General features: G+C 75.0%; 8 protein-coding genes. 5 read left to right on the top strand and 3 right to left on the bottom strand.

Translation table 11 applies throughout. The features are described 5' to 3' along the window. Positions 1-60: 60 nt before the first annotated feature. A complete protein-coding gene (locus ACFWEK_RS15665; RefSeq protein WP_430554625.1) occupies positions 61-597 on the bottom strand; it encodes a GNAT family N-acetyltransferase in 537 nt (178 codons plus the stop codon). Positions 598-673: 76 nt separating this feature from the next. Continuing rightward, positions 674-1,375 carry an NAD(P)-dependent oxidoreductase gene (locus ACFWEK_RS15660; RefSeq protein WP_430554624.1) on the bottom strand — a complete coding sequence of 234 codons (702 nt, stop codon included), beginning with the start codon at positions 1,373-1,375 and terminating at the stop codon, positions 674-676. Positions 1,376-1,510: 135 nt separating this feature from the next. Between ACFWEK_RS15660 and ACFWEK_RS15655 the strand changes: the two genes are divergently transcribed. Together ACFWEK_RS15655 and ACFWEK_RS15650 are read left to right on the top strand one after the other, a co-directional pair. Beyond that, positions 1,511-2,533 (top strand): AraC family transcriptional regulator, encoded by a 1,023-nt coding sequence (locus tag ACFWEK_RS15655; RefSeq protein ID WP_430554623.1) that lies wholly within the window; start codon positions 1,511-1,513, stop codon positions 2,531-2,533. Between the two features lie 43 nt (positions 2,534-2,576). Then, entirely contained in the window at positions 2,577-3,428 is an 852-nt protein-coding gene (locus ACFWEK_RS15650; protein ID WP_430554622.1) for a TrmH family RNA methyltransferase, read from the top strand. A gap of 99 nt (positions 3,429-3,527) precedes the next feature. On the opposite strand, the gene ACFWEK_RS15645 is transcribed toward ACFWEK_RS15650, so the two are convergent. Then, the gene (locus tag ACFWEK_RS15645; protein ID WP_430554621.1) at positions 3,528-5,492 is read right to left on the bottom strand and encodes a beta-N-acetylglucosaminidase domain-containing protein; all 1,965 of its coding nucleotides are present in this window, start codon (positions 5,490-5,492) and stop codon (positions 3,528-3,530) included. A 228-nt stretch (positions 5,493-5,720) separates the two neighbouring features. Between ACFWEK_RS15645 and ACFWEK_RS15640 the strand changes: the two genes are divergently transcribed. From ACFWEK_RS15640 to ACFWEK_RS15630, 3 genes are all read left to right on the top strand, one after another. After that, the gene (locus ACFWEK_RS15640) at positions 5,721-6,527 is read left to right on the top strand and encodes an ABC transporter ATP-binding protein (RefSeq protein WP_430554626.1); all 807 of its coding nucleotides are present in this window, start codon (positions 5,721-5,723) and stop codon (positions 6,525-6,527) included. Between the two features lie 99 nt (positions 6,528-6,626). Continuing rightward, the gene (locus ACFWEK_RS15635) at positions 6,627-7,613 is read left to right on the top strand and encodes an ABC transporter substrate-binding protein (protein WP_430554620.1); all 987 of its coding nucleotides are present in this window, start codon (positions 6,627-6,629) and stop codon (positions 7,611-7,613) included. A gap of 20 nt (positions 7,614-7,633) precedes the next feature. After that, positions 7,634-8,303: iron chelate uptake ABC transporter family permease subunit (locus tag ACFWEK_RS15630; RefSeq protein ID WP_430554619.1), on the top strand; the 670-nt coding region annotated here is incomplete at its 3' end.

The following is an 8,303-nucleotide window of genomic DNA, read 5'->3' as shown; positions in this document are numbered from 1 at the left end:
GACTTGATCCTCGAACGGCCCGTGTGAGGATCAAGTCAGCACGCTCGATTCCTTCTGCGGTCAGGGGAGCACGAGCATCCGGGCCGGCGGCGCGCCCTCGCGCTGCCAGTCGAACCGCGCCTCGCCGACGACGCGCCACCCGCGGTGGAGGTAGACGGCGTGCGCGACGCCGTCGCGGTCGTCGACGTCGAGCACCGGCGTGCGGCCCCCGGCGTGCAGGTGCGCCACGGCGACGTCGAGCAGCGCGCCGCCGACGCCGCGGCCCTGCGCGTCCGGGCCGACGAAGAGGACCGACACGCAACCCAGCTCGTCGACGGGGCGGCCGGCGCCCGCGGACCAGATGGCGCCGAACCGGTCGTCCGGCACGGACGTCACGCTCACGTGCCCCACGACCGCGCCGTCGAGCTCGGCGACCCACGCGCGCTCCTCGTCGGGCCGCACCAGGAACTCCTCGACCGGGAAGGGCAGCGGCCACCGGTGCGGGTAGCCCGACGCCGCCTGCTGGGCGGCGAGGACGTCGACGAGGGCGGGCAGGTCGGCGGTGGTGCGGTCGCGGAGCACGACGGCGGGCGTGCGGGCCGGGACGTGGGAGGTCACCTCGCGATCCTGGCACGGGGCCCCGACAGGCTCGCGCCGGTCGGGGCCCCGCGGGGTCTGCGAGGTGGTGCGGACGTCATGCGGAGACGCTGAGCGTCGCCCCGACGGCGGCCGGGTCGGCGAGGGCGGCGGCGTGCACCCGTGCGAGCTGCCCGCGGGACACCTTGAGCCCGCGCCGCGTGTCGTCGGTCGTGACGTGGGCGGGGCTCTCGACGTCGGCGCCGTCGGCCGCGTCGTCCGGGGCGTCGGTGAGGGAGACCGGGCGCACGAGCGTCCAGTCGAGGCCGCTGGCGCGCACCACCTCCTCCTGGCGACCCGAGTCGGTGAACTGGCGGCCGATGACGAACCGGAACACCAGCTTCCAGGTGAGGTCGAGGTGCGCCCACGAGTCGCCGAGGCCGTACGTGCTCTGCACGACCAGGCGGCGCACGCCGGTCTCGCGCATGGCCGCGACCACGGTCGCGGTGCCGCGCGAGCGCACGTCCGCGGGGGTGCTCGACCGGCGCAGCCACTGCACGGCGAGCGGGTTGTCCGAGATGCCGAGCGTGACGACGACGGCGTCCTGCCCGGCGACGGCCTTGGCGACCGCCTCGGGGTCGAGGGCGTCGCCGTCGACGGGCCGCAGGGAACCCGGCCCAGCGCCCGGCCCAGCGGCCGGTGCGGCGAACGCGGTGGTCGCCGTCCGGCCGAACGCGGTCACGCGGTGCCCCGCGGCCACGAGCTCGCGGGTGATGGCGAGGCCGCTGCCCCGCGTCGCTCCGACCACCAGTACGTCCATGAGAGTCCTCCTCGTCGTGCCGAGCCCCGTGCGGCTCCGGCGTCTGGTTCCAGACTTCCGGCAGGGTGGCGGACGAACCATGAGGTCACATCCGGGAGTCTTGACCGTTCGTCCGGGCGGTCGCAGGATGGCGGGATGAGCGACGCTGCCGCCCTGCTGCCCGTCCCGGGCGCCGGGAAACCTCAGGTCGACCCCTGGGCCGACGTGCTCGGGACCCTCGAGATGGACGCCGTCTTCTGCTCCACCGGCCGGTTCTCCGAGCCGTGGGGCATCGCGATGCCGGCGCTGCCGGGCGTCCTGATGTTCCACCTGCTGCTCGACGGCCGGGCGGTCGTCGATGTCGAGGGCGGGCGGCACGACCTCGGCCCCAGCGACCTCGTGCTGGTGCCGCACGGCGCCGGCCACGCGATCACCGGCACCGCCGACGACCCCGCCACCGGGCTCTGGGACGTCGACCGCACGGTGGTCGCCGACCGGTACGAGCAGCTGCGGATCGACGGGGGCGGGCGTCCGGCGACCCTCGTCTGCGGGGCGGTGGGGTTCACCGACCCGGGTGTCGGCCGCCTGCTGGCGAGCCTGCCGCCGGTGCTCCGGGCGCCGGGCGCCGCGAGCGGGTCGGGCGCGGGCGATGACGGGGCGGACGGCGGCTGGCTGCGCGCCGTCGTCGCCGCGATCGACCACGAAGTGCACCATCCGCGGCCGGGGACGGACGTGGTCACGGCCCGGCTGGCCGACGTGCTCCTGGTGCACGTGGTGCGGCGCTGGCTCGAGGCGGAGGAGCCGGCGTCGGGGTGGATCGCCGCGCTGCGCGACCCGGCGCTCGGGCCCGTGCTGCGTGCCGTGCACGTCGCGCCGGAGGGGCCCTGGTCGCTGGAGTCGCTCGCCGCCGTCGCGCGGCTGTCCCGGTCCGCGTTCGCCGAACGGTTCGCCCGCACCGTGGGCGAGCCGCCCATGGGCTACGTGGCCGGGTGCCGGATGGACGTCGCCGCGCGGCTGCTCCGCGCGCCGGACGCGAGCGTCGAGCGCGTGGCCCGGCAGGTCGGCTACGACTCGGTGCCAGGGTTCCACCGCGCCTTCGTGCGGCGGCACGGCGCGACGCCGGGCGCGTGGCGCTCGACCGGCCCGGCGCGCAGCCTCGCCGAGGTGCACGCGCGCTGAGGGGGCGGCAACGGTGCGGTGCGGTGCGGGGGAGAATGCCTCGGTGAGCACCCCCGAGCCCGGCGTCGACGACGCCCGCACCACCCGCGTCACCGACCCCGCGGACCCGCGCCTGCACGACTACACCGACCTCAAGGACGTGAAGCTCCGCGCCGCACGGGAGCCCGCCGAGGGGCTGTACATGGCCGAGTCGTCGTCCGTGATCCGGCGTGCGCTCGAGGCGGGCCACCGCCCCCGGTCGTTCCTCATGGCCGAGAAGTGGCTCGACTCCATGGCCGACGTGCTCGCGGCCCACCCCGACGCCCCCGTGTACGTCGGGTCGGACGACGTGGTGCAGCGGATCACCGGGTTCCACCTGCACCGCGGGGCGCTCGCGGCGATGCACCGGCCGGTGCTGCCCTCCGTGCACGACCTGCTCGCCGCGGCCCGCGGGGGCGCGGGCGCGCGCCGCGTCGCCGTGCTGGAGGACATCGTGGACCACACGAACGTGGGCGCGATCTTCCGCCGCGCGGCGGCCCTCGGCGTGGACGCCGTCCTCGTCTCGCCGCGCTGCCCCGACCCGCTCTACCGCCGCTCGGTGCGCGTGTCCATGGGCACCGTGTTCCAGGTGCCGTGGACACGGCTGGACTCCTGGCCGGGCGGCCTGCACGCGCTGCAGGACGACGGGTTCACCGTCGCGGCGCTCGCCCTGTCCGACGACTCGGTGTCCCTCGACGACCTGGTGACCGACCCGCCCGAGCGCCTCGCGATGGTGCTGGGCACCGAGGGGGACGGCCTGTCGCGCGGTGCCGTCGCCGCGGCCGACGTCGTCGTGCGCATCCCCATGGCCGGGGGAGTGGACTCCCTCAACGTCGCCGCCGCGTCGGCGGTGGCGTTCTGGGCGACGCGAGCCTGACGCGGGTCGCCGGTCCGGCGTCGAGCGTGCCGACCTGTCGAGCGCGCTGACCTGATGGCCGCCCGAGGTTCAGGTCAGCACGCTCGACGCCTCGCGGGGTCAGTCGCGGAGCCGGGCGGCCAGGTCCTCGAGGAAGACGTCGAGCACGCCGTCTCCCAGCTTCACGGGGGCGGCGCCCCAGCGGTTGTCCGGCGGGTCGACGATCACCTGCGCGGCCGCCTCGGCCGCGGCGTCGGCCCGGGCCAGGAGCGCGTCGCGCCGCGCGGTGTCACCCCGCAGGTCGGCCTCCGCGGCGTCGAGCGTGGCCAGGAACGCGTCGCCCCACAGGTCGTTCGCGTCCAGCCAGGGCGCGGCGTCCGAGAGGAACGCGGGGTCCACGTCGGACCTCCGGAGCGTCTCGGGGACGTCCGCGACCGTCCGGGCGTCGTCCCGCAGGCCGGCGACCGCCGCCCGCCGGTGGCCTGCCTCCCAGCGCTCCCAGAAGGTGCCGATCTGCTCCGCGAGGGCGGGCGCCTGCGGCTGCCACGGGTCGCCGAAGCTCGGTGCCAGGTGGTTCAGGTCGCCGAAGGCGAGCAGCGACTCCACGGCGTCCCGGTCGTCGTGGGCCAGGTAGCGCATCGCCTCGACCCAGCTGCGGTCGCGGTCGTACCCGCGGTCGTTCCAGGCGAAGTCGGCGATGCCGAAGACGGCGACCTTGCTCGCCGCGGCCTGGTTCATCGGGTTCGAGACGATGCCCGCCAGGTGGTCGGACAGGCCGGGCTCGCGCTTGTCGTACGGGGCGAGCAGCAGCCGCCCGCTGGTCTGCCCGTAGTCGTTGACGGGGTAGTTGTCCCACAGGAACGTCGGCCCGCCGAAGACGGTGTCCGCCTCGATCGCCTGGTCGACGGAGATCGACTGGGGCACCACGTCGTTGCCCGTCCACATGACGACGACGTCCTCGTCCATCTCCCGCAGCGCGGCCTTGTACGGCGACTCGGTGGTGTTGTAGTACTCCGTCGGCACCATCTGGAGCGGCCGGGCGCCGTCGTGGGTCTCGATCCAGCCCTCCTGCACGCGGGTGAGGAAGTCCGCCTGCGCCTTGCCGGCGTTGCCCGGAGAAGGCTCCCCGTAGGCGGCGCGGTCGGCGTCGCAGGCCCAGCGCGAGTAGTCGATGTCGTCGAGCGGGATGCTGAACGCCCGCACGCCGACGTCGTAGAGCGCCTGGAACTTGCGCTCCAGGGCGGCCAGATCGTCCTCGCCGGAGTAGCAGACGCTGTTGCCCGGCGAGAGCGCGAACGTGAAGCGCACGTGGTTCGCCGTCGCCGCCCCGACCAGCTCGGCGAGCTCCGCGAGCTTGTCCGCCGGGTAGTCCTCGCGCCACTTCTCGCGGTGGTACGGGTCGTCCTTCGGCGCGTACACATAGGTGTTCGCCTTGACGTCGCCGTAGAAGGCCAGCTGGTCGAGCCGCTCGGCGTGCGTCCATGGCTCGCCGTAGAAGCCCTCGATCGTGCCCCGCAGCGGCATGGCCGGGAAGTCCACCACCGTGGCGCCCGCCACGGTGGTGCCGGCGCGCCGGTCGTCCAGCAGCTGCTCGAGGGTCTTCACGGCATAGAACTGCCCGGCGCCGTCGTGGCCCGCGAGGGTCACCGTGCCGCGTTCGCCCGTCGGATCGACGCGCACCGCGTAGCCCTCGTCGCGGTCGGGCACGTCGACACGTCCGAGGGCGGCGCGGACGTCGGCCCGCTCGCCGTCCCCGAGCAGGACGCGCACCTGTCCCCGCGCCGGGCCGCGGGCGTCCCCGTCCCGCTCGACCGTGCGGACGCCGTGCTCGCGCAGCAGCTCCTCCAGCGCGCGCCGCGCCGCCGGGTCCGTGCCGTCGTCGACCACGACGTCGACGGTGCGCGAGAGCCTGAGGTCGTGACCCGAACGGCGCATGTCCTGCGGTGCGGGGCTGACGATGGGAAGGTCGTCCTGGGCGCTCGTCGCGGTCGTGGCGCCGGCGGTGGTGGCGGTGGTCGCTCCGGTGGCGAGAAGCGTCGCGACGGTCAGCGTTCCGGCGGCGAGTCGTCGTCTGACGGTGGTCATGGGAACCTCCATTGGTCTAGACCAGTTTGACCACCCTGACGAAGGCCGATGCTCCTGTCAACAGGAAGACGACGACGTCGTCGACGACGCCCGTCGGTGACCCGCGTCACAGGGAATTACGCAACAGGGGGATGACGTAACCCTTCGGTGAAGGTTAGCCTCACCTACGTGAGTCAGACCCTGGTGCCCTCGCCGCCCCCCGTGGTCGAGTCCCGTCCCGCCGCCGCGATGGCCGGGCGCGGGCTGCGGCTGTCCTACGACCGCCGCACCGTCGTCGAGGACGCGGAGATCGAGCTGCGGCCGGGCGCCGTGACGGCGCTGCTCGGCCCCAACGGCTCGGGCAAGTCGACCCTGCTGCGCTCGCTCGCGCGGCTGCACCGCCCCGACGCGGGCAGCGTCACTCTCGCCGACGGCGACCGTGACGGCGACACCGACGCGCTCGCCCTGCACCCCAAGGACTTCGCGCGGCGCGTCACGCTCCTGTCGCAGAGCCACCCGACGCCGAGCGGCGTGACCGTCCGCGACGTCGTCGCCTACGGCCGGCACCCGTACCGCGGGCGGTTCCGGTCCGCGGACGCGGACGGCCCCCGGGCCATCGCGCACGCCATGGACGTCACCGGCGTCGCCGAGATGGCCGAGCGCGGCGTGGACGAGCTCTCCGGCGGCGAGCTGCAGCGGGTGTGGCTCGCGACCTGCCTCGCGCAGGACACCGGCGTGCTGCTGCTCGACGAGCCCACCACCTACCTCGACCTGCGCTACCAGGTGGAGCTGCTCGACCTCGTGCGCGACCTCGCCACCGAGCACGGCGTCGCCGTCGGCGTCGTCCTGCACGACCTCAACCAGGCGGCCGCCGTCGCGGACCACGTCGTGGTGCTGCACCGCGGCCAGGTGCGGGCCTCCGGCCCGGCGGCCGAGGTGCTCACCAGCGAGCTCCTCAGCGAGGTCTACGGGATCCGCGTCGACGTCACGACCCACCCGGACACCGGCCGCACCCGCTGCGAGGCCGTCGGCAGGCACGCCACGCGCGGCGTCTGACCTTCCCTCGCCACCAGACCCACACCTCGCCGGCGCCCCCGCCCGGCACCGTCGCGCCCCGAACCGTGGCGCACCGACCCGAAGGACACCGAGACACCCATGCGCATCCCCACCCGTTCGCTGCTGGCCGGAACCGCCGCCGCCGTGGCCGCGCTCGCCCTCACCGCGTGCGGCACCACCGAGGACCCGGCGGCCGAGGCCGCCGCCGAGCCGTCGGCCTCGACCGGTCCCGTCACGTACACCGACGAGCGCGGCGAGCACACCCTCGACGCCCCCGCGGCCGACGTCGTCTCGCTCGAGTGGGGCCTCACCGAGAACCTCGTCGCGCTCGGTGTGGAGCCCGCGGGCCAGGCCGACGTGGCCGGCTACAACACGTGGGACACGGTCGCGCCGATCGACGAGGGCACGCCCGACGTCGGCACGCGCGGCGAGCCCAGCCTCGACGCGATCTCGGCGCTCGAGCCGGACCTGGTGGTCACCACCACCGACCTCCCCGAGAACGTCATCGCCCAGATCGAGGAGGTCGCGCCGGTCCTGACGCTGCGCGGCTCCGACGGCACCGACCCGCTCGGGTACATGAGGGAGACCGTGACCACCCTCGGTGAGGTCACGGGGAAGCAGGACGCCGCCGCGGCCGCGCTCGACGACTTCGACGCCAAGGTCGCCGAGGGCAAGGCCGCCCTCGAGGAGGCCGGGCTCGGCGGCGCCGAGTTCACGATGGCGGACGGCTGGATCGCCAACGGCACCGTCTCCGTGCGCATGTACACGCCGGGGTCCTTCTTCGGCGCGCTGGGCGAGGCCGTCGGCCTCAAGGACGCGTGGACCGAGGGCGGCGACCCCGACTACGGGCTCGCGCAGACCGACGTCGAGGGGCTGACGAAGCTCGGCGACGTGAAGTTCGTCTACGCCGCCAACGACTCGGAGGCGGACCCGTTCGCCGACGGGCTGAAGGGCAACAAGGTGTGGGAGCAGCTGCCGTTCGTCACGGCGGGCGACGTGCACCGCATCCCCGACGGCATCTGGATGTTCGGCGGACCCCTCTCGGGTGCGGCGTACATCGACGCGCTCGTCGACGCCCTCGCCTGACCCGCCCGCAGCACGTGTCCGTGACCGTCTCCCCGCCGTCCGCCGCCCCCGCCACCGTGCCGGGGCGGCGGGCTGCGCCCGTCCGTGTCGTCGCGGCGTTCGCCGTCGCGCTGCTGGCCGTGCTCGTCCTGGCCGCGGTGCACCTCACCCAGGGCACGGCGGACGTCGGCGCGCTCGACGTGCTGCGCGCGCTCGTCGGCGCCGACCACGACGGCACGGTCGCCGTGCTCGTCTCCTCCCGGCTGCCGCGCCTCCTGGCGGGCCTGCTCGTGGGCGTCGCCCTCGGCGTCGCGGGCGCGGTGCTGCAGTCGGTGGCGCGCAACCCGTTGGCCTCGCCGGACACGCTGGCGGTCAACGCCGGCGCGTACGTCACGGTGGTCGCCGCGGCGGCCCTGGGCCTGAGCGTGCCCTTCTACCTGCAGGGCGGCATCGCGTTCGTGGGCGGGCTGGCGGCCGCGGCGCTCGTGCTCGCGCTCGCGCGCGGCGGCGCCGACGGCCCCACCCGGCTGGTCCTCGCCGGCTCGGCCATCATGCTCGCGCTCCACTCGCTGACGATGGTGCTGCTCGTGCTCTTCGAGCAGGAGACGACCGGCCTGTTCGCCTGGGGGAGCGGCAGCATCGTGCAGTCGGGCACGCGGACGGTGAGCCTCGCGGCGCCGGTGGTGGCCGCCGGGGTGCTCGGCGCTCTCC

This window comes from Isoptericola sp. NPDC060257 (genome assembly GCF_042726645.1).
Taxonomy (GTDB): domain Bacteria; phylum Actinomycetota; class Actinomycetes; order Actinomycetales; family Cellulomonadaceae; genus Isoptericola; species Isoptericola nanjingensis.
The sequence above is the reverse complement of the archived record's forward strand: the minus strand, read 5'-3'. Positions and strand labels throughout refer to the sequence as shown.